At 34.7% G+C, this 23,157-nt stretch carries 20 protein-coding genes and 2 pseudogenes; 10 read left to right on the top strand and 12 right to left on the bottom strand.

From position 1 onward, the window contains the following. Positions 1-64 precede the first annotated feature (64 nt). From tilS to tnpC (OM962_RS01865), 3 genes and pseudogenes are all read left to right on the top strand, one after another. Positions 65-1,360, top strand: a complete 1,296-nt coding sequence (gene tilS, locus OM962_RS01875; protein ID WP_264330626.1) for a tRNA lysidine(34) synthetase TilS — start codon at positions 65-67, stop codon at positions 1,358-1,360. Positions 1,361-1,372: 12 nt separating this feature from the next. Then, entirely contained in the window at positions 1,373-3,202 is a 1,830-nt protein-coding gene (ftsH, locus tag OM962_RS01870) for an ATP-dependent zinc metalloprotease FtsH (RefSeq protein WP_006013250.1), read from the top strand. A gap of 137 nt (positions 3,203-3,339) precedes the next feature. Continuing rightward, positions 3,340-4,691, top strand: a pseudogene (tnpC, locus tag OM962_RS01865) (IS66 family transposase). A 96-nt stretch (positions 4,692-4,787) separates the two neighbouring features. Here the strand turns inward: tnpC (OM962_RS01865) and OM962_RS01860 are convergent. Then, the gene (locus tag OM962_RS01860) at positions 4,788-5,789 is read right to left on the bottom strand and encodes a hypothetical protein (RefSeq protein WP_264330625.1); all 1,002 of its coding nucleotides are present in this window, start codon (positions 5,787-5,789) and stop codon (positions 4,788-4,790) included. 236 nt (positions 5,790-6,025) lie between these two features. Between OM962_RS01860 and OM962_RS01855 the strand changes: the two genes are divergently transcribed. Both OM962_RS01855 and OM962_RS01850 read left to right on the top strand, forming a co-directional pair. Further along, complete coding sequence (locus OM962_RS01855; RefSeq protein ID WP_264330624.1) at positions 6,026-6,520, top strand: WBM0748 family T4SS-associated protein; 495 nt, start codon at positions 6,026-6,028, stop codon at positions 6,518-6,520. A 285-nt stretch (positions 6,521-6,805) separates the two neighbouring features. Then, entirely contained in the window at positions 6,806-8,068 is a 1,263-nt protein-coding gene (locus tag OM962_RS01850) for a pyruvate dehydrogenase complex dihydrolipoamide acetyltransferase (RefSeq protein WP_264330623.1), read from the top strand. Between the two features lie 802 nt (positions 8,069-8,870). Here the strand turns inward: OM962_RS01850 and tnpC (OM962_RS01845) are convergent. Both tnpC (OM962_RS01845) and OM962_RS01840 read right to left on the bottom strand, forming a co-directional pair. After that, on the bottom strand, positions 8,871-10,223 hold the full coding sequence (gene tnpC / locus OM962_RS01845) for an IS66 family transposase (RefSeq protein WP_264330459.1): 1,353 nt from the start codon (positions 10,221-10,223) through the stop codon (positions 8,871-8,873). 77 nt (positions 10,224-10,300) lie between these two features. Further along, a complete protein-coding gene (locus OM962_RS01840) occupies positions 10,301-10,525 on the bottom strand; it encodes a hypothetical protein (protein ID WP_264330622.1) in 225 nt (74 codons plus the stop codon). Positions 10,526-10,570: 45 nt separating this feature from the next. On the opposite strand from OM962_RS01840, the pseudogene OM962_RS01835 reads away from it, so the two are divergent. The 3 genes and pseudogenes from OM962_RS01835 to OM962_RS01825 form a co-directional block, all read left to right on the top strand. Then, positions 10,571-11,002 (top strand): annotated as a pseudogene (locus OM962_RS01835) (hypothetical protein); the annotation flags it as partial. A 112-nt stretch (positions 11,003-11,114) separates the two neighbouring features. Beyond that, positions 11,115-11,462 (top strand): IS630 transposase-related protein, encoded by a 348-nt coding sequence (locus OM962_RS01830; protein WP_213864026.1) that lies wholly within the window; start codon positions 11,115-11,117, stop codon positions 11,460-11,462. Positions 11,463-11,472: 10 nt separating this feature from the next. Then, positions 11,473-11,973, top strand: a complete 501-nt coding sequence (locus OM962_RS01825; RefSeq protein ID WP_319606747.1) for an IS630 family transposase — start codon at positions 11,473-11,475, stop codon at positions 11,971-11,973. Between the two features lie 77 nt (positions 11,974-12,050). On the opposite strand, the gene ccmE is transcribed toward OM962_RS01825, so the two are convergent. From ccmE to OM962_RS01785, 9 genes are read right to left on the bottom strand one after another with little or no spacing between them, the layout of a single operon-like run. After that, positions 12,051-12,452, bottom strand: coding sequence for a cytochrome c maturation protein CcmE (gene ccmE, locus OM962_RS01820; RefSeq protein ID WP_264330621.1), 402 nt, complete (start codon positions 12,450-12,452; stop codon positions 12,051-12,053). Beyond that, positions 12,436-12,573, bottom strand: coding sequence for a CcmD-like small membrane protein (locus tag OM962_RS07825; protein WP_214303159.1), 138 nt, complete (start codon positions 12,571-12,573; stop codon positions 12,436-12,438). The genes ccmE and OM962_RS07825 overlap by 17 nt, the downstream gene beginning before the upstream one ends. Next, positions 12,570-13,562, bottom strand: a complete 993-nt coding sequence (locus OM962_RS01815; protein ID WP_264330620.1) for a biotin--[acetyl-CoA-carboxylase] ligase — start codon at positions 13,560-13,562, stop codon at positions 12,570-12,572. Before OM962_RS01815 ends, OM962_RS07825 begins: the two co-directional genes overlap by 4 nt. Before the next feature lie 28 nt (positions 13,563-13,590). Beyond that, positions 13,591-14,856 carry a hypothetical protein gene (locus OM962_RS01810; RefSeq protein ID WP_264330619.1) on the bottom strand — a complete coding sequence of 422 codons (1,266 nt, stop codon included), beginning with the start codon at positions 14,854-14,856 and terminating at the stop codon, positions 13,591-13,593. Between the two features lie 48 nt (positions 14,857-14,904). Beyond that, positions 14,905-16,293, bottom strand: coding sequence for an NADH-quinone oxidoreductase subunit N (locus OM962_RS01805; RefSeq protein WP_264330618.1), 1,389 nt, complete (start codon positions 16,291-16,293; stop codon positions 14,905-14,907). Continuing rightward, on the bottom strand, positions 16,290-17,732 hold the full coding sequence (locus tag OM962_RS01800) for a complex I subunit 4 family protein (protein ID WP_264330617.1): 1,443 nt from the start codon (positions 17,730-17,732) through the stop codon (positions 16,290-16,292). The genes OM962_RS01805 and OM962_RS01800 overlap by 4 nt, the downstream gene beginning before the upstream one ends. A gap of 3 nt (positions 17,733-17,735) precedes the next feature. Continuing rightward, positions 17,736-19,583, bottom strand: a complete 1,848-nt coding sequence (gene nuoL / locus OM962_RS01795; protein ID WP_264330616.1) for an NADH-quinone oxidoreductase subunit L — start codon at positions 19,581-19,583, stop codon at positions 17,736-17,738. 4 nt (positions 19,584-19,587) lie between these two features. After that, on the bottom strand, positions 19,588-19,896 hold the full coding sequence (nuoK, locus tag OM962_RS01790) for an NADH-quinone oxidoreductase subunit NuoK (RefSeq protein WP_264330615.1): 309 nt from the start codon (positions 19,894-19,896) through the stop codon (positions 19,588-19,590). Further along, on the bottom strand, positions 19,887-20,474 hold the full coding sequence (locus OM962_RS01785; RefSeq protein ID WP_264330614.1) for an NADH-quinone oxidoreductase subunit J: 588 nt from the start codon (positions 20,472-20,474) through the stop codon (positions 19,887-19,889). The genes nuoK and OM962_RS01785 overlap by 10 nt, the downstream gene beginning before the upstream one ends. 206 nt (positions 20,475-20,680) lie before the next feature. Here OM962_RS01785 and OM962_RS01780 point away from each other — a divergent pair, with 206 nt between their 5' ends. Together OM962_RS01780 and OM962_RS01775 are read left to right on the top strand one after the other, a co-directional pair. Further along, the gene (locus OM962_RS01780; protein ID WP_264330613.1) at positions 20,681-21,091 is read left to right on the top strand and encodes a WD_0964 family protein; all 411 of its coding nucleotides are present in this window, start codon (positions 20,681-20,683) and stop codon (positions 21,089-21,091) included. Between the two features lie 121 nt (positions 21,092-21,212). Continuing rightward, positions 21,213-23,126, top strand: coding sequence for an ATP-dependent helicase (locus OM962_RS01775; protein WP_264330612.1), 1,914 nt, complete (start codon positions 21,213-21,215; stop codon positions 23,124-23,126). The last annotated feature ends 31 nt before the right edge of the window (positions 23,127-23,157 follow it).

Here is a 23,157-nt window from a genome sequence, read left to right as displayed (position 1 = left end):
GTATTGAAGTTCCTTAGCGATATAATGTAGAGAGACATAAACTACCTAACCGTCAAGAAACATAATGCGATTGGAGCTGTCATTTCAAAATATAGTTAATAAGTTTGCTTTTCATGATAATCAAGTTGCGATTGCAGTATCAGGTGGTGTAGACAGTGTAGTTTTATTGCACTTAATGATTAATTGGGCAAAAAAAAATAAACCTTCACTTCCTACAGCATTAACAGTAAATCACGGGTTACGTTTAGAATCTCAAAAAGAAGCTGATTTTGCTGTAAGCTATGCAAAAGAACTTGGGGCAAAGGAATCGTTTATATTAAATTGGGAGAAGAAAAATATTAAAGGCAATATTCAGTTGCAGGCACGAAAAGCACGGTATAACTTATTAACAAAATGGTGTAAAAATAATAATGTTAAATATTTATTTGTTGCTCACCACAAAAATGATCAAGCAGAAACGTTCTTGTTGAGATTAGAGCGGGGTAGTGGAGTAGATGGATTATCATCAATGGACTACAAGTATTTCTTAGATGGTATTTATGTATTTAGGCCGTTGTTAAATTTTAGTCGTAGTGAAATAGAAAAGTATGCTAAACTTCACCAATTAAGATGGATCGAAGATAGAAGCAATTATGACTTAAAATACAGACGAACTTTATACCGTAACTTACTTAAAGCAAGTGATAATCAAGATGTTCTAACAGAGCGAATATGCCTTACAGCACTTCATATGAAAAGAGCTGCAAAAGCGTTGATGCACTACACACGCCTTGCACTTAATGACTGCGTTAATGTTCATGATCTTGGTTATATTGAAATTAAACTAAGTGAATTTTATCAATTGCCAGAGGAAATAGCCTTGAGGCTTCTTCTTTACTCTATAATGGCAATTGTCAACAAGCACTATAAGCCAAGGTACCGTAGCCTTATCGCAATATTTAACAAAATATCGCAAAAAGATAGTGATATTAACTGTACACTCTCTGGGTGCAAAATAAGAAAATATGGAGGGAGCATCTTGATAATGAGAGAATCATCAAAGATACAGGAAATTACTGTACACCTAACATTAAATGTCCCTATTGAATGGGACAATAGATTTAGCTGTACAATACTTAGCAATCAGAAGTATTCAGTAACTATTGCTCCGCTAAAAAAAACGCAAAAAATTCCTGAATTTCTGAAGGATTACAACTGCTGCCCTGAAGTTTTCTACTCTTTGCCTACAGTACAAAAAGATGGAAAGGTGCTTGCTTATCCTGATATAAATTATAACGGAAAAAATACCAATGACGATAAGGTTCAATGCATTATTAATAGCACGATAAAGCAAAATTTGGTAAGCTTGATTAGTATTTAATTAGAAATGTAAATGAAAAAATTTTTAGAAGGCTTATTGATCTGGTTAGTGATTATTGTTCTTATTTCAGTTGCTTGTATTCAATTTAGCGGAAGTATAGGTAAGAGTAAAACAACCATACCTTTTTCAGAATTTTTAACTAGATTAGAAGATAATGATATAGAAAATATTACAATAAGAAACCAAAGCATCGAAGGGAAGTTTAGGGATGGGTCAGCCTTTAACTCAAGTGGTGTTATATATAGTGACTTAATAAAAAGTTTGCATGATAGGAAAGTGAAGTTCTCCTTTTCAATTGGAGACTCTGCAATAGGTATAATTGGTGGATTACTTATTCAATGGGTTCCGACGCTTATCTTTATCGGTTTATTACTTTTCCTTTTTAAACAAACGCAAGCAGGAGGTAATAGAACTATAAGCTTTGGCAAATCAAAAGCTAGGCTTATGACTACTGGAAAAAAAGTGACATTTGATGATGTTGCTGGGATTGATGAAGCAAAAGAAGAGTTGGTTGAAATTGTTGATTTTCTTAAACAAAGGCAAAAATTTCAAGTGTTAGGTGGGAAGATACCAAAAGGATGTCTTTTAATTGGTTCCCCTGGAACTGGTAAAACTCTACTTGCTCGTGCAATTGCAGGTGAAGCTAATGTACCGTTTTTTAGTATTTCTGGATCTGATTTCGTTGAAATGTTTGTCGGTGTTGGTGCAAGCCGTGTCCGGGATATGTTTGATCAAGGCAAGAAAAATGCTCCTTGTATAATTTTCATAGACGAAATAGATGCAGTAGGTAGGCATCGCGGTATTGGTCTTGGTGGCGGTAACGACGAAAGGGAACAAACATTAAACCAGTTACTGGTTGAGATGGATGGTTTCGAGTCTAATGAAGGTGTGATAATAGTTGCTGCAACTAACCGTCCAGACGTCCTAGATCCAGCACTACTTAGACCTGGTCGTTTTGACCGACAGATTACTATTTCTTTACCTGATATAAATGGGCGTGAAAGAATATTAAATACGCATATAAAGAAAATATCGATAGCACCAGATGTAAACGTAAAAACAGTTGCTAGGGGAACGCCAGGTTTTTCAGGAGCTGATCTAGCAAATTTAGTGAATGAATCTGCGCTTATTGCTGCAAGAAGAAATAAGAAAATTGTTACCATGGATGATTTTGAGTATGCACGTGATAAAGTGATGATGGGTATGGAAAGAAGGTCCTTAGTCATTACAGAAGAAGAAAAAAAGCTTACTGCTTACCATGAAGCTGGTCATGCAGTAGTTGCAGTTAATATGCCTGCTTCTGATCCTATACACAAAGCAACAATTATTCCACGTGGTAGAGCACTCGGTTTAGTTATGAGACTACCAGAAACAGATAGAGTGTCCCTCACAAGAGAAAAGATGCTAGCAGATATAACTGTTGCAATGGGTGGACGTGTGGCAGAAGAGCTAATTTTTGGATATGATAAAGTTACAAGCGGCGCATCCTCAGATATAAAACTAGCATCAGATTTATCACGTGCTATGGTGACAAAATGGGGAATGAGTGACAAAATAGGGCCAATATATCACAATCGTGAACAAATCACACATGATTCTGAGACGATTTCTGAAGATACGTTAAGACTTATAGATGAGGAAATAAAGAAAGTTGTATTTTCTTGCTATGAAAAAGCAAAAGACATTTTAACCAAGCGTAGGAAAGACTTAGAGCTCATTGCTGAAAATCTACTGGAGTTTGAAACTTTAACAGGAGATGAAATAAGAGACATATTAAGTGGAAAAACAATTGTTAGAAATGAAAATGAAGGTAAAGAAGAGATAAGAAGATCCTCTCTCTAATTAGATCTGACTTTGATTTAACTGCTAAAATGTATCCGTTCAGAGGTGTGGCAAGAATAAAAAACAATTGACATAATATATTAAAGTAGTAATAACACAAAATGTTGATAGTAAAGTAAGGCTAGATGCTTCAATTGTTGATCAGTATTGTAGAGTTATGTAAAAACTTAGAGCAGAAAGTAGCAAAGATTGAAGAAAAAAATAAAATCTTAGAAATAGAGAATGCTGAACTAAGAGAGAGACTCGGCTTAAACTCAAGGAATTCATCTTTACCAAGTTCAAAAGAGCTGTACAAAATAAAAAAAGACACACCAGAAGATAAGTCAGAGGGCGGCAGGAAGATAGGTGGTCAAGTTGGACATAAGGGGAATTGCCGAGCTAAAATGGAAGCAGATGAGTGGTGAAGGTAGAGTTACCAAATAGATGCGAGTGTGGTGAAGAAATCGCAATATCGGAAAAACCATATGTCTATCAAAAAGTTGATTTACCAGAAATTAAGCCTTACGTAGTTGAGTATCAATTAGAACATGGTCGCTGTCGTAAATGCGGAAAAAGAAGGAGTAGCAAATTACCAGAAGGAGTTACACCGGATACCTTTGGTCCTAGAGTTAAGTCAGTAGTTGCATCACTAAGTGGGTTTTATAAGAATTCAAAGCGAGAAATAGCGAATATTATGAAAGACATCTTTAACATGAGTATAAGTGTTGGTAGTGTGTCCAATAGTGAAGCAAGGGTTTCGTCAAAATGTAAAGAAGCCTATGAACAAATAGAGGAAGAAATAAAAGCAAGCGAAATTTTGCATATTGATGAAACCAGTCACTACAACAAAGGCAAATTGGGATGGTGCTGGATGTTTGCCAACAATAAAGCAAGTCTTATGAAGTTAGCAGATACAAGAGGAATGAAATTTTTAAAGAATAGTGCATTTTGTGATTACAAAAACCTGGTAATTACTGACAGATATGCAGTTTACAACCACTTCAGTGATGAAAAACGACAAATTTGTTGGGCTCACTTATTGAGAAATTTCGAGAGGTTATCTCATAGTTGGAATAGTGAAGTAATGAGACTTGGCCATTGTTTAAAAGACGCAGCTAATGGATTGTTTGTATTAAAAAACGCTTTGTCAGAAAATGAAATTAGTATTTCAAAGTTCACTAAGCAAGCTAAAGAATTACGAAGATACATACAGTACTGCATGATAAAAATATCTTATATACTTGAAGCAAAAGGAGCTTCACGAACGGTAAAGGGTATTATAAAATCCGAGTCAATGATGTGGACATTTTTGGATGACCCAGAGAATATTCCATTAACGAATAACCATGTTGAGCGACAGATACGGCATTATGTTGTCTATCGTAAGAATTCATATTTTGCACAGTCAGAGCGAGGGAATAGATTTCTTGAGCGGATAATTTCGTTGTATCTGACTTGGAAACAAAAGGAATTAAACCCTTTTCAAAACCTGCTAGCTGTTGTTTCTTAAACCACACCTCTGAACGGATACACCTAAACTACAAAGCTATAATTAAACCTTTGTATTTTACCAATGAACTTCCTTGAACATTTTTCCAATTTTTTTCTAAATAACTCTTTGCCTATTTAAATAAGTATGTTCAGTATTAGAGCTTTCCAGACCGCTACTAGGAGAAAGATTAGGTTCTTGACCTTTAAACATCTCTATTAGCTTTAATACAGGAGCAGTTCCTGCTACAATAGCTCCTATAACAGCAGTAGCACCCATGATGAGAAGAATCGGTTCTGCAGTGGTGATTACACAAAGCTCAATACATAAACCAGCAATGACCATACCAACCATTGTACCAATGAAAGCACCTACAATTATGGACGAAACTACAACAATTAATTGTCCTATTTTTGAACTAAGTGGTACTTCTCTTTCACGTCTAACAAAATTTGGCCGCATTCGCCTTCCCGCTCTTTTTCTTTCTCTCATTATTGTATATTCATCCCTATTTTCGGAGAGATTTAGTGATACTTCACTTGGCTGCATTTGTTCTCCTGGTCTTCTTATATTTTCACTCCTGTTTCTAGAGAATAGTTCTCTGTCAGCTGCTCTATCAAGATCTCTGATGTTATTTAGTATCTCTTGCGTTCTTTGCCTTACTATATTTTCATCCCTGTTGCTAAGGAGAACTCTCCGAGGTTGATTTAGAACATGATCTAATCTCTCATAGTTCCTTGCCCTTCTTTCATTCACGTTTTCAAAGAAGTGGAAATTCAGAAATGTTTCTCTTTCACCTCCAACATAACCTCTTGAATTTCGCTTTGATCTTCCTCCAACATCCTTAATTTTCTTTTCAAATTTTAATAGCGACTTGTTGTTTAGTCTAACATGATTCTGAGAATCACAAGCAACGATCCAGTCTAAAATTGGCATTTTTTGACTATCAAATCCTGTACCATGTTCTATATCATCATTAATGTGTTCTTTTATTTTTTTAATTATCTCTACTGCTCTTAGCTCCATAGTTTCTATGGTACTATCTTCACTTTCTACCAGTATATTGAAAACAATTCCTAATAACTCCTGTTGTAAATCCTTTCGTTCTTTAATATTCATAATTAGCCTCAACTTTTATATGCTATTTTGCCAAAATAATTTTACCAAATAAGTAATATATATACAATAATTTTCGTTTAAAAATTTTTTTACATTGGCCTATCTAAGTTATGTTTTAGGATGTAAAAGCTTCTTACTTTAATAATTTATTAAAGTAAACCATATATGGATTGCTATTTAGGAGCAGCTGTTGTACTTTAATCAGAAGGTACAGTAATGTAAGAAGGAGGTACTTTATGTCTTTAAAAAAGAAAATTTCTGAGTTTATAGAGGAACAGCTTGATATAAAATACCATGACAATTACTTGGCTTACACTATACACAATTGGGCTGCAAGTGAAATATCTAGATCTGTTGCTCTGTGTATAATTGGTTGTGGCGATTGTGAGATTAAGTATCAAGGTATTGCTAATTCATTTAACATAACGAAAGAAGAAATTAACCAAAGTAATATAGAAAGCATAAAAAATAAGATAGAAAGTGAAGCTAGAAAAGAAGGTAGTGAATTTTCCGAGTTGATTTCTAAAATGGATCAATCGATGAAAGAACAAAGTGAAAAGTCTATTATACAGATTTTAAATTCATCTGCTGAAGAGATGTTAAGGAGTTTTTATGGTAGTTCTATACAGAGGACAGAGGATAAAGAAGTTAGTGTATCCTCTGCTTCACATGAAGAGCCTGCTACAGAAGATTCGGAAAATACTGTTAATTCTGATCTTTTATCAATTTAACCAGCTCCCTCATATAAATTTTTTCTGTACCCAAGCTATATGTTTGTGAGAGGATAGTAAGCACTACATTTTTCTATTTCCATTATAATAGGTTCGTCTATTTTCATGATGATCTTACTATTTGTACTCTGTCTAGGACTAAGCAATAGAAATAGTAGGATAACAGTAGTCAACCAAGATTCCAGCATCACGTACTAGGATGATATAAGTATCATAATTTACGATTAGATTGACATAGGGTAAAGAGTAAATTAAAAATTAAATAGATCTTTTAATGCAGAATAAATGCCTATAGAAATATTGATGCCTGCTCTTTCCCCAACAATGAGTAAAACTGGAGGAAAAATTGTAAAGTGGTGTAAAAAAGAACAAGATAAAGTTGAAATAGGTGATGTAATCGCTGAAATTGAGACTGATAAAGCCATAATGGAGTTTGAATCTGTCGATGAAGGAGTTTTAGCAAAAATTTTAGTGTCGGAAGGAACAAGTGGCGTACCTGTAAATCAACTGATAGCTCTAATGTTAGAGGAAGGGGAAGATAAAAGCGCACTTGATTTAGCTTCTGCCGTCAATACCAAGGTTGAGAAGGAGGTTGAAGCCGATTTTTCAGTATCATCCAACCCTTCGATTTCATCTAGCTCTTCAATGTCATCCCAGTGTGTGACACTGGGATCTAAAAAAGAGGATAGAGCAACAGAAAATAGAATAAAAGTAAGCCCCTTAGCTAAAAAAATAGCTCAAAATGAAGGTGTTGATATAAAGCGATTAAAAGGTACAGGTCCATATGGTCGTATCATCAAAGCTGATGTATTAGAATTTTTAGATCAAACTAAAAGCTATGAGAGATTTGAGGAAAATACAACATTTGAAGTAAGCAATATGCGCCAAGTGATAGCGCAGCGCCTAGTTGAATCTAAGCAAAATATTCCACACTTTTATTTAACTGTAGACTGCCACGTTGATAAGCTAATATCGCTCAAAAATGAGGTTAATTCAGCAAATGAAAACAATAAAGTAACAATTAATGACTTAATTATAAAAGCTGTGGCTTTCAGCATGAAAAAATTTCCTGATATAAACTCATCGTGGATAGATACTAAAATAGTAAGATACTCAAATATAGATATCTCAATTGCTGTAGCGCTTGAGGATGGACTGATTACTCCTATAGTAAAAAATGCTGATGAAAAAAGTGTTTTATCTATATCAAAAGAAGTGAAAGATTTAGTAAGTAGGACAAGATCTGGAAAACTAAAGCCTGAAGAATTTCAAGGAGGAGGATTTACTATCTCCAACTTAGGCATGTTTGGTATAAAAACTTTCAGCGCTATAATCAATCCACCGCAATCTTGCATTATGGCTGTTGGTGAATCTAAAAAACAGCCGGTTGTCATAGGTGAAAAAATAGAGATAGCAGAGATAATGACAGTTACTCTCTCTGTTGACCACAGAGCAGTTGATGGAGCACTCGGAGCAAAATTTTTAAATGCCTTTAAGTACTATATAGAAAACCCTACGGTGATGCTTCTTGAGCCTTTATTATTATAATAAAATTAATACCTCTTAATTTATACTTTTATTAATTGATAGGTTTAGAGGTAAAATATGACTGATAAAAAGATAGAAAAACGTAGTATATTTTTTGATGCTGCAAAATCAAAATTTTCAAACGATAGGTTTCAAATAGATTCCTCGTCTAATGAGTCAATGGATACCATTGATAAAAAATTTAAGTATGAAGTGAAACTTCCAGGTGTTATTCACACTACAACAAGAAAAAATAATGTTGGAAGCGGATTAAATGAGTTAGATCTAAAAAAGAAAAACGAAAACTCTTTCAAGACATCAATAAAGAATATTGAAGAATCAGATAGTAAGAGAAACCAAAGTCATTTGCTGTCTCAGGAAGACTCATTTCCAGAACTACCAGCATGTGCATATAAGCCAGCACTGCTGCCAAAACCATCAAAAGAAAAAATAAAGGAAGCTGTAGATAAAATGCGCAATAATAGAAAAGCTCATAATTCTGCAAGTGTTGAAAATGGTGTTAGTTCAGACAGGTTCAAAGTGCGCCCGTTCTTATGTAGTGATATAGATGGATATGTAGCTCCTGACAAACGTGACCGTAATATAGAAAGGTGTAGGGTTACACATGATAGCAGTAAGCTTGAAGCACAAATGGAAAGAAAGCATGGGTTTCAATCAGATCCAAGTGTTAAGCATGTAAAGGCTGATACTGTAGTATGTTCTATTACTAAAGGTCATGACAAAAAAGGCGTTAAATCTGATGTCTCATATACACAAGAGCCTACATCAGAAATGTCTAAGGGTATCCGTTCAGAGGTGTGGTTTAAGAAACAACAGCTAGCAGGTTTTGAAAAGGGTTTAATTCCTTTTGTTTCCAAGTCAGATACAACGAAATTATCCGCTCAAGAAATCTATTCCCTCGCTCTGACTGTGCAAAATATGAATTCTTACGATAGACAACATAATGCCGTATCTGTCGCTCAACATGGTTATTCGTTAATGGAATATTCTCTGGGTCATCCAAAAATGTCCACATCATTGACTCGGATTTTATAATACCCTTTACCGTTCGTGAAGCTCCTTTTGCTTCAAGTATATAAGATATTTTTATCATGCAGTACTGTATGTATCTTCGTAATTCTTTAGCTTGCTTAGTGAACTTTGAAATACTAATTTCATTTTCTGACAAAGCGTTTTTTAATACAAACAATCCATTAGCTGCGTCTTTTAAACAATGGCCAAGTCTCATTACTTCACTATTCCAACTATGAGATAACCTCTCGAAATTTCTCAATAAGTGAGCCCAACAAATTTGTCGTTTTTCATCACTGAAGTGGTTGTAAACTGCATATCTGTCAGTAATTACCAGGTTTTTGTAATCACAAAATGCACTATTCTTTAAAAATTTCATTCCTCTTGTATCTGCTAACTTCATAAGACTTGCTTTATTGTTGGCAAACATCCAGCACCATCCCAATTTGCCTTTGTTGTAGTGACTGGTTTCATCAATATGCAAAATTTCGCTTGCTTTTATTTCTTCCTCTATTTGTTCATAGGCTTCTTTACATTTTGACGAAACCCTTGCTTCACTATTGGACACACTACCAACACTTATACTCATGTTAAAGATGTCTTTCATAATATTCGCTATTTCTCGCTTTGAATTCTTATAAAACCCACTTAGTGATGCAACTACTGACTTAACTCTAGGACCAAAGGTATCCGGTGTAACTCCTTCTGGTAATTTGCTACTCCTTCTTTTTCCGCATTTACGACAGCGACCATGTTCTAATTGATACTCAACTACGTAAGGCTTAATTTCTGGTAAATCAACTTTTTGATAGACATATGGTTTTTCCGATATTGCGATTTCTTCACCACACTCGCATCTATTTGGTAACTCTACCTTCACCACCTCATCTGCTTCCATTTTAGCTCGGCAATTCCCCTTATGTCCAACTTGACCACCTATCTTCCTGCCGCCCTCTGACTTATCTTCTGGTGTGTCTTTTTTTATTTTGTACAGCTCTTTTGAACTTGGTAAAGATGAATTCCTTGAGTTTAAGCCGAGTCTCTCTCTTAGTTCAGCATTCTCTATTTCTAAGATTTTATTTTTTTCTTCAATCTTTGCTACTTTCTGCTCTAAGTTTTTACATAACTCTACAATACTGATCAACAATTGAAGCATCTAGCCTTACTTTACTATCAACATTTTGTGTTATTACTACTTTAATATATTATGTCAATTGTTTTTTATCCTTGCCACACCTCTGAACGGATACAAATGGACAGTCTATAATCCTCATTGATTACAGAGCTCTCTATGATCTTATCCATCACACAGTAAGAAATGTCTGGGTTAGCAAAATCTATTCCGTACAATCCTTTACTATCACTATTCAATAGAGACTTCTGCGAAGTATAAGCTTCAACATTATTTAATACATCCATACCAAACATATTATTAACGCGATTCACTTCTTCTTTTGTTAAATATCTATTACCATTACTACCACTTACAAAGAGAAGCAGTTATTAAAGAGAATTGATGAAAAAGGAACAACAAATTTATCGCTACTTGATACGAGAAAGAATGCCAATATTGCAGCAATAAATAGCATTAGTAACAGTCATAAAGATGGTCTTAAAGGTTTAGTAGAAGATTTTCGTGCTGTTAATAATGTACCATCTGGCTCATCAATTATTAGGGAAATAGAAACTCGTGATAACCAATTAAAAACATCCCTGATAAATGAGGTAAAAACTCGGGATGAACAGTTAAAAGTGTCTCTTATAAATGAAATAAGAAAGCGCAACATGGTTGAACCAGGGTCATTACCTTTCTTATTTGGTGTACTTGGCAGAAAAAATAATTATTTTGGCCACGGAACTTTTACGACAGAGCTTGGAAAGTGGAGTAGTGATATAACAAAAACTGACTATATGTTACAACTATAGTATTTCCTAAAGTAAATGATAAAGGTATAATAAAGTATTTGAGTTATAATGGCATATATAGTATTTCCTAAAGTAAATGATAAAGGTATAATAAAGTATTTGAGTTATAATGGCATATAGTGTGGATTTAAGGGAAAAGGCAGTATTGATGATAGAAAAAGGTAAGACAAAGGTTGAGGTAGCAGAGCTTATGGAGATAGGAATAGCAACTCTGTACCGTTGGTTAAAAAAGAAAGCTGCTGGTGAAAGCCTCAAGCCATCTAAAAACGGTAGCTTTATTCGAAAAATAGACCCCAAAATACTCGAAGAATATGTTACAAAGAATCCAGATCATACTCTGGCAGAGATGAAACAAAATCTTGGATTTGGAATAAACTCAATTTGGTATAGACTAAAACAGCTAAAAATTACTTTAAAAAAAAGTCACACTATATCAAGAGCGCAATCAAGAAGATAGGGAGCAATTTATTGATAAAATCTCAAAAATAGACCATTCCAGCATCTTATATATAGATGAAGCAGGAGTTGATAATAAGTTATACCGAGAATATGGACGCGCTCCAAGAGGAAAGAAAATTTATGCAGATATTCCAGGGAGAACTCGAGAGAGAATCAGTATAGTAGCCGGGTGGATTGGAAAGAGATTTATTGCACCAATGACTTTCAAAGGTGGGTGTGACAAAGAGGTATTCAATACATGGTTGGAGAAGATGTTATTACCTAAATTGCCACTTGGCACAACTATAGTTATGGATAATGCTACATTTCATAAGACCACTAAAACAAAATCATTAATAGAGTCTTTTGGCTGTCATTTGCTGTATCTTCCAACATATTCACCAGATTTGAATCCTATAGAATACTGTTGGCATACCATCAAAAGCCACCTCAGACCTCTCATGTATAAATATACAGACTTACAGCTTTTGGTTGGTAATACCATAATGGAACTTTATCATCCATTTTAGAAAATACTATAGTTAGGAAAGTAACAGCTTGCTAGCAGGCTGTTACTCTCTCTACATATCGTTTCAATACAGCTGAATTAGGGAATCTGTTTTAAAACTTTCGGCATATAGTTCTCATCATGTTTTGCAAACACTGTATCTGCAAGAAAAGTACTATTATCAAACATTTTACCTTGCACAACAACACCACTTTTTTCTGAAAACATCGGTGGAAGTATTCCCTGATATTTCACCATAACGCTTTTGTTAAAATCTGTCATTTGAAAAATCACTTCGCTTTCGCTCCGTATCACGCTATTTTCAACAACCATTCCACCAACACGGATTGGCTTTTGACTATTTGGTAAAACTATTGCCTCACTTACTGTATAGAAAAATGAGATATTTTCTTTGAGCGTTGTTAAAATAAAAAAAACTGCACAACTTAAAAAGCAGAAAATTCCTGAAGTTATAAGTAATCGCTTATGTTTCTTCTTCATTGTTGCTTTTAAGACTTTCTAAGTTTTTTTTACTTTTTATATAGCAAGAAACGGTAAAAATCAAATTTCCACCAATCAGTATGAAACTAATAAGGTAAGCAAAAATTACATATATATTCATAATGCACTGCCAATAAATAACTCACCTGCATCAAAATAAATTAAGCTTCCATCCTTTTGCTGCAACACTAATTTACCACTTTTGTCTATATCAGCAAAAATTCCTTCATACAATTTGTCAACTAACTTTATAGTAATTTGCTCATTCACTTTGAATGCTCTTGTGAGCCACATTTCTCTTATAGCATGAAACCCATCAAATAGCCATTGCTTTCTTAGCTTATTAAAATTTATTATTAATTTTTTTAGCAGATCTATGTTAGACACAGATCCACCATAATTGCTAATGCACGTTGTTCCTGGAAGTGGTGCATGATTGACATTAATTCCAATTCCTATAATGAGCCAATTCGAATTGGATTTTTTTTCAAGCAATATTCCGCTTATTTTCTTGCCATCGATTAGAATGTCATTTGGCCATTTATGTTGAAGATTGAGATCGTTTATGAATTGATCTCTTGTCATCCCAGTGCTTTGACACTGGGATCCAGAAGAAAAAGTATGGATTCCAGTGTCACGCACTGGAATGACACCGCAGTGGGTTTGATTATTCAAGAAATTTAACGATAATAAAGTATTCCCTACAGCAAGAGCAGTCACAAAAGTCAATTCTGTCAATTTGCTGATGTCTTTGACTTTACTCGTTAAGCCTACTGTTATCCCAGTACCATCCGATGTTATCCCAGTGCTTGACACTGGGATCCATGCTTCTTGATTCCTAGATTCCGGCGTCACGCGCTGGAATGACACCGAAAGCGGGCTTTTATCGAGATAATTGTTAAAGAGGTTTACTACCAAACTTGCATAAAAATTATCCTCGGGAGAAATCCAGCTTTTTCCAGTGCGTCCCCTACCTTCTGTTTGTTTATCGGCAATAATAATAGTTTCATTAGATATCCCTCTCTCAATTAAATCCAACGCTTCTTCGTTAGTGCTTGAAACTTCTTTGTAATGATGAATATGAAAGCCCTCAAATGTTTCAGGGATCATTTTCTTAATTCTATCAAAAACTCTCTTATCAAGAAAAACTGTTGCTACGGCTAGCAGAACTTGGTGGTACAGGTGATTGTATACTTCTATATGGAGCCCCATTTTCATTTACGTCATAGGATATTGCTTCAGGACCGCTGTTAACATTTGTTTCAGTAAGTGGAAATTCCCGTTCGTAATTAGGAGCTTCTCCTGCATTCTCAGAAAGTCTAGTATAATTTACTTCATAATCAACGCTATCAAAAATTTTTTTATTTACATCATATGAAAGCTCCTTCTTTGGTTGAAAAGACTGCACTGATGGATTATCACTTCCTAAGCTTGCTTGTAGACTCTCTGATTCTTGTATTGATGAAAACATAGAAGTATGACAACTGCTAGAGCAATTACGCATAAGAGATACCCGTCTTCGATACTCGAATATATCATGAACATTATTTAGTTCAGAAAAACACCTAACTCCTCCTGACCGTTCTTCTAATTCTTGGGTGATACTAACACTAGGAAGGCTATTGTTGGCAATTATTGAGTCCTCAAAGTCACTGCCCCAGGAAACGTCAATATCTATTGTACTAGCCTGATTAGGTTGTTGCCTTCTTTCATTTAATGCATAACTAAGCCCCAAGGCCAGTTTTGCATTATGTAAAGTCTGAGATTGTTGGGGCAAATATATTGGAAGTGACATATGTTCTTGATAATTTTTGATGGAATTACTACCATCTCCCAAATTGTTGTGCGCATCCACAACAATTGACGGCAATTCAGGAAACGATTTGAGTTGATCCATGCTATTTAGAGGCGAGGTGGGTTCTGGATATGGTGGCAACGATTCCTCTGTTTGGTTAGCTTGCTGATCAGCACCTTTAACCATAACGTTTTCAGGTTGCGGTGTTTCTGTTTCTTCCACTGGATCATCAACTGGTGGTTGTTGTGGAATAGGAATAACCGACTTTTCAGACTCTTGCGAAAGCAACGGTAGCGTAGGAGTAGGTGCATCTTTTTCTTGTACTAGACTTTGTCCTTTTTCTTCATTTTTACTTCTTGGTTCGCTACTAACCTTATTAGATTTACCCTTACTGCGTATGGCGGAAACAGTAAATACTGCTAATGTAATTACTGAAACTAATGCAGCAACTACAGAAATGGCAAAAATTGCCAGAGGAGCTGTAGAGATTACAATACCAAATTTAATTGCTAAAGCAACATAAGGGAAATATAAAACAGCTACAGTGCTCGATCCTCCTAGCAAGAGAGCGGCAATTGAAAATTTCAAAACAGTTTTAGTTCTACTCATTTTTCACCACAAAATATTAATTAATCACTAATTATAAACACTAAATTGTTAATTTGTCAATGAATTAATCAATGAGTAAAGATCTTCTACATACAATAAAAGAACGAGATTGATCAGTGAAGCCACTGAAGTGATAATGAATAGACCCTTAGAATAAGCAACCTTATTACCACTAGCTTTATCAAAATACATAACTTTCATGATATTTAAATAATAGTAGCATGATATCACACTCGCTGTTACAAGAATCAAAGACAGGCTGATAAAGCCAGAATTTATTAAACTTTTGAATATAAAAAATTTAGCGATAAAACCTGCAAGTGGAGGTATTCCCGACATCGAGAGTAATAGTATAGAAAGATGGAATGCTAAAATTGGTTGCTTTTTTCCTATACCAGATAAATTTGCAATATCACAATCATCATCGTCAATTTGTACGAGATATGAGAATAGCCCTATGCTTGTGATGATATATATCACCAGATATATTAAGGCACTATCTGTTCCTGCTTGTGTAAAAATAGAAAGTGAAGCAAATATAAAACCAATGTGACCAATTGAACTGTAAGCAAACAGCCTTTTTAAGTTTTGCTGACGCAAGGCCCCAAAAGCTGAGATAAGCACAGACAATGCTGAAACGTATAAGAAAATAGGCTGAACATAACTTTTTACATTTACTAACTCTTCATTCATCAATCGAATTAAAAATGTTACAAGTGCAGCTTTTGGGGCCGTAGAAAAAAACGCAGTTACTATGGTAGGTGCACCTTGATAGACATCTGGAGCCCACATATGAAAAGGAGCAATAGCAAGCTTGAAACACAAACCAATAAGGATAAAAACTAACCCAAAAACTATTCCATAAGTTATCTGATGGTTTTGCAAGAATGAACCGAGCTCAGAGAAATTGACTTGTCCTGTATATCCATAAAGCAGCGACATTCCATATAGCATAATGCAGGAAGATAGTGCACTAAGTGTAAAATATTTCACTCCTGCTTCACATGAATAAGCTGAATCTTTATTAAAGCTCGCAAGAACATACAAAGATATACTCATCAACTCAAAAGCTAAATAAAAAGAAATCAGACTATTTGCTGAAACCAAAGTTATCATGCCAAATAGCGCAAAAAGAATCAGTATTGAAAATTCATATTTATAGTCATATTTTGATAAATTCAGCATCAAAAGTATTAAAATTCCTGTGCTGAGAATTAACCCTTGGGCTGACCTGATGTATAAATTGAGTTTTAACAACGAATTTAAGAGAAAAATTTCATTGTTTTCTGCCGAAATAATTAAAATAATCAAAGTTACCACTGTGCAGCCAAGTGCTAATAAGTTGATAGTTCGGCGGTTAAATATAATTCCAAGCAGTAGCAACACTAACGAGGAGATAATAGAGAACGTTTCCGGCAATATCTGTATATAATTCATAGCGCATTATATTTGACTAACAAATTTGCCATACATGGCTTCAAATAATGCAGTGCAAGGGTTGGGTAGAATCCAAGCAAAATAACAAACACTGCAAGCAGAATTAAGACAGAAAATTCTATGCTATCCAAGCGATTATTTAATAATTTAGAATAGCTAACCCCCCATATTATTTGCTTACATAAATTCAGCATATAAACTGCGCTTAAAATAGTGCCAAGTGCGATAAATCCTGTAAAAAACCCTATGCTCTTAAACATTCCAACCATAGCCAAAAACTCACCTATGAACCCAGATGTTCCAGGTAGCCCTATTGAAGCCATTGAAAACAAAATGAACATAAAACCAAATTTTGGCATTGTATTTACTATGCCAAAATACTTTGCAATCTCCAAAGTTCCAGTTCGAGTATATAGCATTCCAACACACAAAAATAAAGCAGCAGAAATAAGGCCATGACTAATCATTTGAAATATGCTACCCAGTACTCCTTCCTCACAAAATGAAAAGAGGCCAGCAGTAACGATCCCCATATGTGCTATTGAAGAATAAGCTATTAACTTCTTTATATCATCTTGAGCAAACGCAACTAGAGAAGCATATATCACCGCAATAATGCTCAGCACAACAACGAAATTTGAAAAATACAAACTTGCCTGAGGAAGCATTGGAATAGAAAATCTTAAAAATCCATATCCCCCCATTTTAATAAGCAAGCCAGCTAAAACCACAGATCCAGAAGTTGGTGATTGCACATGCGCATCAGGAAGCCAAGTGTGAAATGGAAACATTGGAACCTTTATTGCAAAGGAAATAAAAAATGCAATCCACAGCAATGACTGCACTTCAAGATCAAGGCTTGGCACTAATGTGGCTAATTTTTGTATATTAAACGTCCCAAAAATGCTATAGATGTACACTAATCCAAGTAGAAATAATAATGAGCCAGTTAATGTATAAAGAAATAACTTAAACGTTGCATATACCCTGTGTTTTCCTCCCCAAATGCCAATAATAAAGAACATTGGTATTAAAACAGCTTCAAAAAACACATAAAAGCTTATAGCATTCAGTGAAACGAAAAACCCGACTACAAAACTCTCAAGCAGTAGAAATAATGCCATATAGGCTTTTAGGGTCGTATAACTCATTTTGCAGTTATAGAGTATACAAATTACAAACAAGAAAGTTGTAAGCAGAAGGAAAGGCAACGATATACCATCTATCCCTATTCCTACATTCTTGATTGGATAGCTGACAAACTGAAAGTCCGCATTGTTATAATCAAATTCTATACAAGTTACAATGCTAAGCAAAAATGGAAGTATAGTAAAAAATAGGGCAAGGAATCTTAGGTGTATAGATTGATGATTAATCCTGATCGAGGATAAAATCAACACTCCTATCAGTGGAAGCAAGAATATACTAAGTAACAACACCTTCTATTTAATTCCAATAATATATAAAGCACCGATTATTAAAGTAACAAACATAATAAATGCATAATCAAATATATAACCAGTTTGTAACTTTATAGAACTTTTTGAACATTCATTAACCAACCTTACAACACCATTTGGTCCAAATGAATCAATAGCCTTAACATCAAACTTCCATAGAAGCCTAGATATAAACCTTATCAGTGCAATTATAACAAACTCATACACCTCATCAAAGTACCATTTATTCTGCAAAAACTTAAGTAAAAATTTACTCTTAATTTGCCTAATTACTTGATATTGGTAAATTAGGTACGCAAGTGCTATTCCACTTAGGCTCGCTAAGGTTGGCAGCAGTTTTATAAAGAAATTATGAACTCCATGCTCATCAATCACCATTAAACTTGATTTCCAAAACGCATTACTAGTTATGTTCAAAATATTTGCTCCCCACACTCCAGAAAATACCGATCCAAAAGCAAGTATCAGTAATGGTATAAGCATAATCTTCGGTGCTTCATGTATATTAATTTTACTTTGTTTTTGGCTATGGAACACAAGAAGCAATAACCTCCAAGAGTAAAACGCTGTGAAGAATGCAACAACTAAGCTTATTACAAAAGCAAAGCTATCCGTGCTATAAGCATGTTCAATTATCAAATCCTTTGAGTAAAAACCTGCAAATGGAAATATTCCAGAAAGCGCAAGAGACCCAATCCACATGAGAGTGTAAGTGCAAGGGATTTTCTTCCAGCAATTTCCCATTTTCTGAATGTTTTGCTCATGATGCATTGCATGAATTACATTGCCAGCACCAAGAAATAGTAGAGCTTTAAAAAAAGCGTGTGTCATTAAATGAAAAATAGCAACATTGTAAGCAGAAAGCCCACATGCCATGAACATATAACCAAGTTGACTGCAGGTTGAATAAGCAATTATTTTTTTTATATCATTCTGAGTAATCGCAACGGTGGCTGCAAAAAAAGCAGTAAGTGCACCAACGATAACTATTAATTCTCGTGCCACATTTGATAACTCAAACAATGGAGAACATTTTGCTACTAAAAATATACCTGCTGTTACCATCGTTGCTGCGTGAATGAGTGCAGAAACAGGGGTTGGCCCTTCCATTGCATCGGGCAACCAAACATGTAAACCAAGCTGTGCAGATTTACCCATACAGCCAATAAAAAGTAATATGCATATTATATGAATTATTTTAAATTCACAGCAGAATGCCCTAATGTTCTGCGTGCCAAGAAGATCAGTTGTGTCAAAAACTTCAGTAAAATTCAAAGAGTGAAATGTATAATAAATAAGAAAGATTCCAATCAATAGTGCAAAGTCTCCTACCCTATTCACAACAAATGCTTTAATTGCTGCATTATTTGCAGAATATTTTTGGAACCAAAATCCTATGAGTAAATAAGAACACAGGCCAACCCCTTCCCAGCCAAAAAAAAGCTGCACGAAATTATCGCTTACAACCAGCACAATCATGCAAAACGTAAATAGCGATAGGTAAGAAAAAAACCTCGACTTCCCTTTGTCATGCTCCATATAACCGATAGAATAGAGGTGGACTACTAGTGAAACAGTGGTAATAACAATAAGCATTAAGGATGAGAGAGCATCCACACTAATTGCCCAATTTACTTTTAATACACTTAATGAAAATAGAGGAAATAAACTCAAGTGATAATTTTCAGAGAAGGTGAGAAAAACATACCAAGATAAAACTGCAGATATTCCAATCCCCGCCGTTGTAACTAACTGACTTTTTCTAAAAAGTGCTGCAAATAGCGAACCAAAGAGTGGCAAAAATACTATTAATTTCAGTATATCCATCATACTTTCATTCTTTCATTAAGTTCGCTTGTTCAACATCTATATTGCCACGACCTCTATAATATACAACCAATATTGCAAGCCCAACTCCTGACTCTGCTGCCGCAACAGTCAACACAAACATCACAAAAATTTGCCCAACTATATCATTCATAAAGGCAGAAAAAGCAACTAAATTGATGTTAATCGCCAGCAATAATATTTCTATTGATAACAGTATATTGATTATGCTCTTACGGTTGATGAAAATACCACACACTCCAATAGTGAACAAAATAGCAGCAACTATCAAAAAATGATTTAATCCTATTTCCATTCTACTCCTTTTCCAAATTTAGCCTTAACCAATTTTACAGATGAAGATTGTGTCAATTGCTTTAATACATTCTGTTTTTTAACTCCTTTTTTCTTGTCCTGCAAAGTAAGAGCAATTGCACCAACAATTGCAACAAGCAGCAGAATACCAGAAAGATGAAAAGCGTACATGTAGTCAGTGTAGAGCAAATTACCGATAGCTTTCACGTTATTGGCATTATAGTTTATAACATTACTTATATTCAGCGTTGAGCTGCGGATTACAAAACTGATAATCAGAAAAAACACAACACATAATATAGCACCAGGAGTGAAATGCTTCGCAAAACCCTGGCGCAACCTTATGTAGTCAATATCGAGCATCATAACTACAAAGAGGAACAACACTGCAACCGCACCGATGTATACTATCAGCACCATCATAGCGATGAATTCAGCTCCAAGGAGAATAAAAAGAACTGCAGAGTTAACGAAAGTGAAAATTAAAAACAACACTGCATGCACAGGATTCCTTACGCTAATTACACAAACAGCAGATAAAATGCTTAGAATTGCAAAAGAATAAAAGAAAAAAGGCATTGATACTTTAACTGCAACAATAGCTACTAACTTAAAGTAATTATTGCTGTAAAGTCAATATTATATTAAACGTTTGAAAACATTCTACTACAAGCTTCAGCTCCATTTTAAATAGAGCATTTTCTCAGTAATGCAATAAACACTCTTGATGGTTTTAATTTATTAACTTATAGTATATGTGTATTAATAGTTAGTGATGGCTCAAAATGTATAACATATTTGGTTACTTCAAAACTTGTGACAAGCAAAGTGAAAAATTAAATAGAGAGAGTTATCAATATACCACAAGAGATTATGTGACAATTTACTTCAATAATACACTAGCCAGTTTAGGCAGATCATGGAGAGAATTTAAAGAAAAAGCATATGGTTTTATATATGATATTGGAGCTTGGTTGAAAGAAATATATGAAAATTTCACTGAACGACCTGAAATGCATAACTTCTATATTCCAGAAAAACTTCCTATTAAAGCTGAGGAAATGATGAAGGAATTGAATCATAAGTCTAAGCCATTTCAAACTCCACCTATTCATCCAACAAGCAGAAGTTTTGATGCCAATATCTCAAATCAAGTTATTGTTACTCAGCATACACTAATTACTCAAATAAGATAGATACAAATCCCTACGCTTAAATATGTAGTACTTGAATGAGTTGACTGTTATGTTCAATAAGACCTTTACAATATTTCGATCATAGGTTTAACTTTACGAAGTTATAATCTATAGTGCTGCAATGAACGATTATCTCTCGCTGCTAAATCCAGAACAACAATCAGCTGTAACTAACATAGATGGACCAATTTTAATACTGGCAGGAGCCGGAACGGGAAAAACAAGAACGATCACTTCAAGAATAGCGCACATAATTCGAAATGGCTACGCTTACTCCGATGAGATCTTAGCAGTTACATTCACGAACAAAGCAGCAAATGAAATGATATCAAGAGTGCTTGAACTTACGGGCACAAATATACCATGGCTTGGCACCTTCCACGCAATTGCAGCAAAAATTTTACGTCATCATGCTGAAATTGTGGGCTTAAATTCCAATTTCACAATCATTGGTGTGGATGATCAATTACAGGTAATAAAAAATATTATTAATGAAATAAGCCCTGATTACCTATCAGAAAAATGTAAGACCATTATGAATATCATCCAGCAGTGGAAAGAGAAGTGTTTATTGCCGTCTGAAGTGGAAGACGTTCAATCATTTAGGCCAGTGTACGTAACTGCACTCAAAGTCTATCACCAGTATCAGGAAAGGTTAAAATTCCTTAACTCTGTCGATTTTGGTGACTTATTGCTATATAACATACAACTCTTTAATCAAAAGACCGAGGTTCTATCCTACTACCAAAACAAGTTTAAATATATCATGGTAGATGAATATCAAGATACAAATGCAATACAATATCTTTGGCTAAAATACCTTGCAAAAGAGCACTCAAATATTTGTTGTGTAGGAGATGACGATCAATCGATATACAGTTGGCGTGGTGCAGAAGTTGAAAATATTTTGAAATTTTCCGATGATTTTAAAAATGCAAAAACCGTTAAACTGGAGTGTAACTACAGGTCAACATCCCACATACTTGCAACTGCATCATATGTTATCAATCACAATAAGACTCGCTTAGAAAAAAAGTTGTGGACAACAAACATTGAAGGGGAAAAGGTAAATCTAATAAAATTATGGGACGGGAAAGCTGAAGCAAGGTTCATAAGCGAACAGATATTAAAGCTCAATAAATACAGATTTAGTGACATTGCAGTGCTCGTAAGAGCGACTTTTCAAACTAGAGTGCTCGAAGAGTATTTTATAAAATATTCAATTCCCTATAGGATTATAAGTGGCGTAAAATTCTACGAACGTCAAGAAATAAGGGATATAATTGCATATTTGAGGCTTGTTACAAATAATAATGATGATCTCGCTTTTGAAAGGATCGTAAATCGTCCCAAAAGAAGCATAGGAGCTACAACTCTAAAGAAAATATACACGACTGCTCAGGATAACAAAATTTCTTTTTTTCAGGCAGCAAAAATATTGGTTAATAGTGATCAAGTAACCGAAAGAATTAAACTCTCACTAAATGATTTTTTAAATAAAATTAAAGCTTGGGAAGAAATAGTAAGCGTAAAACCGCTGCATGAATTCGTTAAAATCGTAGCAAATCAATCAGGATATATGGAAATGCTTGAGAATGAAGGAGTGACGGGTTTAGCGCGAATAGAAAATGTTAAAGAGCTCATTGCATCTTTGAAGAATTTTGACAGCGCTATAACCTTCTTGGAGCACATTAGTTTGGTGATGGAAGTGGATAATATGAATAGCGATGACAATGTATATGTTATGACTCTTCATGCGGCTAAAGGGCTTGAATTCCCGTGCGTGTTTTTACCTGGTTGGGAAGAAGGATTATTTCCTCATCAAAGATCTTTTGAAGATAAAAGTGGTAAAGCTTTGGAAGAAGAGAGAAGACTTGCATATGTTGGCATAACCAGAGCCAAAGAAAGGTTAGTCATTTCATGTGCAGATAGGAGGGAGATTAATAATCAGTGGCAACCAATGCGCACTTCTCGATTTATTAAAGAACTGCCAAGAGAAAATGTTGAGGTGATCAAGAATAGCGCCTACTGTTGAAGCTATAACTGCAGTTCTTACGACAAACACA

The sequence above is a fragment of the Wolbachia endosymbiont (group B) of Erebia ligea genome (genome assembly GCF_947179575.1).
Classification (GTDB): Bacteria; Pseudomonadota; Alphaproteobacteria; order Rickettsiales; family Anaplasmataceae; genus Wolbachia; species Wolbachia pipientis_C.
Note: the sequence above shows the minus strand (reverse complement) of the source record. Positions and strands in the feature narration are given on the sequence as shown.

Excerpts from the sequence above, each read along its gene's own strand:
- ftsH (WP_006013250.1), top strand. The coding sequence starts at position 1,373 with ATGAAAAAATTTTTAGAAGGCTTATTGATCTGGTTAGTGATTATTGTT.
- OM962_RS01775 (WP_264330612.1), top strand. The coding sequence starts at position 21,213 with ATGAACGATTATCTCTCGCTGCTAAATCCAGAACAACAATCAGCTGTA.
- OM962_RS01830 (WP_213864026.1), top strand. The coding sequence starts at position 11,115 with ATGGCATATAGTGTGGATTTAAGGGAAAAGGCAGTATTGATGATAGAA.
- OM962_RS01855 (WP_264330624.1), top strand. The coding sequence starts at position 6,026 with ATGTCTTTAAAAAAGAAAATTTCTGAGTTTATAGAGGAACAGCTTGAT.
- OM962_RS01805 (WP_264330618.1), bottom strand. The coding sequence starts at position 16,293 with ATGAATTATATACAGATATTGCCGGAAACGTTCTCTATTATCTCCTCG.
- OM962_RS01780 (WP_264330613.1), top strand. The coding sequence starts at position 20,681 with ATGTATAACATATTTGGTTACTTCAAAACTTGTGACAAGCAAAGTGAA.
- ccmE (WP_264330621.1), bottom strand. The coding sequence starts at position 12,452 with ATGAAGAAGAAACATAAGCGATTACTTATAACTTCAGGAATTTTCTGC.
- nuoK (WP_264330615.1), bottom strand. The coding sequence starts at position 19,896 with ATGGAAATAGGATTAAATCATTTTTTGATAGTTGCTGCTATTTTGTTC.
- nuoL (WP_264330616.1), bottom strand. The coding sequence starts at position 19,583 with ATGATGGATATACTGAAATTAATAGTATTTTTGCCACTCTTTGGTTCG.
- tilS (WP_264330626.1), top strand. The coding sequence starts at position 65 with ATGCGATTGGAGCTGTCATTTCAAAATATAGTTAATAAGTTTGCTTTT.
- OM962_RS01860 (WP_264330625.1), bottom strand. The coding sequence starts at position 5,789 with ATGAATATTAAAGAACGAAAGGATTTACAACAGGAGTTATTAGGAATT.
- OM962_RS01810 (WP_264330619.1), bottom strand. The coding sequence starts at position 14,856 with ATGAGTAGAACTAAAACTGTTTTGAAATTTTCAATTGCCGCTCTCTTG.
- OM962_RS01785 (WP_264330614.1), bottom strand. The coding sequence starts at position 20,474 with ATGCCTTTTTTCTTTTATTCTTTTGCAATTCTAAGCATTTTATCTGCT.
- OM962_RS01815 (WP_264330620.1), bottom strand. The coding sequence starts at position 13,562 with ATGATCCCTGAAACATTTGAGGGCTTTCATATTCATCATTACAAAGAA.
- OM962_RS01850 (WP_264330623.1), top strand. The coding sequence starts at position 6,806 with ATGCCTATAGAAATATTGATGCCTGCTCTTTCCCCAACAATGAGTAAA.
- OM962_RS07825 (WP_214303159.1), bottom strand. The coding sequence starts at position 12,573 with ATGAATATATATGTAATTTTTGCTTACCTTATTAGTTTCATACTGATT.